The sequence below is a fragment of the Stenotrophomonas sp. PD6 genome, from assembly GCF_049199305.1.
Lineage (GTDB): Bacteria > Pseudomonadota > Gammaproteobacteria > Xanthomonadales > Xanthomonadaceae > Stenotrophomonas.
In genome coordinates this window covers 31,404-32,779 of record NZ_JBLZQD010000015.1, presented here as the reverse complement: position 1 = coordinate 32,779, position 1,376 = coordinate 31,404, and the positions used below count along the sequence as shown (strand labels likewise).

Annotated in this window: 2 protein-coding genes; both read right to left on the bottom strand. The window is 66.1% G+C overall.

What is annotated here, in order from left to right:
* Positions 1-119: 119 nt before the first annotated feature.
* Entirely contained in the window at positions 120-503 is a 384-nt protein-coding gene (locus ACOZHM_RS16995) for a hypothetical protein (protein WP_421570499.1), read from the bottom strand.
* A 147-nt stretch (positions 504-650) separates the two neighbouring features.
* Positions 651-1,142 (bottom strand): chemotaxis protein CheW, encoded by a 492-nt coding sequence (locus ACOZHM_RS16990; protein ID WP_421570498.1) that lies wholly within the window; start codon positions 1,140-1,142, stop codon positions 651-653.
* Positions 1,143-1,376: the final 234 nt, after the last annotated feature.

Sequence of the window (1,376 nt, the reverse complement as noted above, 5' to 3'; positions counted from 1 at the left end):
TTTTTTTTGTTTTTTTTTTTTTTTTGGTGGGGGGGGGGGGGGGGGGGGCGCGGGGTGGGGGGGGGGGGGGGGGGGGGGGCCGGGGGGGGGGGGGGGGGGGGGCCCGGGGCGTGGGGCGATTACTTGATGTTGGCGAGCTTCAGGCCAGCCGGCGAGCTGACTTCGATTTCAGCGCGCGAGGCATCGCGGGCGATCTTGCCGATCACGCACACGGTCTTGCCTTCCAGGGTTTCCAGCGGGAAGCTGAACTTGCCACGGTTCTCGCCGGCGATGCGGGCGGAGAAGGTGTGACGCGGGAAGGCGCCGCCCATGTACAGGAAGGTCGGCTGGCCCTCGGAGCCTTCGGCGTAGCGGGCCTTTTCGACCTTGCCGCAGACCATGCCATCCTTGCCGACGGAGCGTGCCGCCAGCTCCGGCGGAATCATGTCGGCCGACTGGGCGAAGGCGGACGAGGCGGAAGTGGCGAGGACGGCGACGGAAAGCAGCGCAAGCAGGGACTTCATCGGGAGATTCTCCGGGGGATTTGGATAGTTGGCCCGGGCGTGGGTGTTCCCACGCCGCCGGGTCCTGAATCCAGCTATCGGCCGTTTGCGACAGAACTGAAGGATTAAGTTGAACGAAAATCGATCAGGGCTGCCGCACGCGTCCAATCAGGCGGCAGCGTCTTCGACGGCGGCGGTCTGGCCCATGTCGGCGCTGTCGAGCAGGGTTTCGATGTCGAGCAGGATGAGCATGCGATCGTCCTGGGTGCCGATGCCCGAGATGAAGCGGGTATCGACGGCGGCGCCAAACTCGGGGGTGGGGCGGATCTGCTCGGCGCTGAGCGGGATGACGTCGGAGACGCTGTCGACGACGATGCCGACGACGCGGTCTTCGACGTTGAGGACGATCATGACGGTGAAGGCGTCGTAGCGGGCCTCGTCCAGGCGCAGCTTCAGGCGCAGGTCGATGACGGGAACGATGGTGCCGCGCAGGTTGATGACGCCCTTGATGTAATCGGGGGCATCGGGCACGCGGGTGACGGAGTCATAGCCGCGGATTTCCTGCACCTTGAGGATGTCCACGCCGTAGTGCTCGGCGCCGAGGGTGAAGCTGAGGAACTCGCCACCGCTGCTGGCGGCGTTGGGGTTGCTGTGGTTCATGGAAGGAATCCTGGGTCAGGCGTGGCGGTCGGAAAACCGGGGCGTCACGCTCAATATCGGCCTGGGATGTCGCGACTTTAGAGGCACAAGCAAGAGCGCCACGGCTGCGGGCTTACCTGGTTTGGGCTGGCGGGGGGGGGGGGGGGGGGGGGGGGGGCCGGGGGGGGGGCGGGGGGGGGGTTTTTTATAAAAAAAAATTATTTATAAACACCCCCCCCCCCCCCCCCCCCCCCA

Excerpts from the sequence above, each read along its gene's own strand:
- ACOZHM_RS16995 (WP_421570499.1), bottom strand. The coding sequence starts at position 503 with ATGAAGTCCCTGCTTGCGCTGCTTTCCGTCGCCGTCCTCGCCACTTCC.
- ACOZHM_RS16990 (WP_421570498.1), bottom strand. The coding sequence starts at position 1,142 with ATGAACCACAGCAACCCCAACGCCGCCAGCAGCGGTGGCGAGTTCCTC.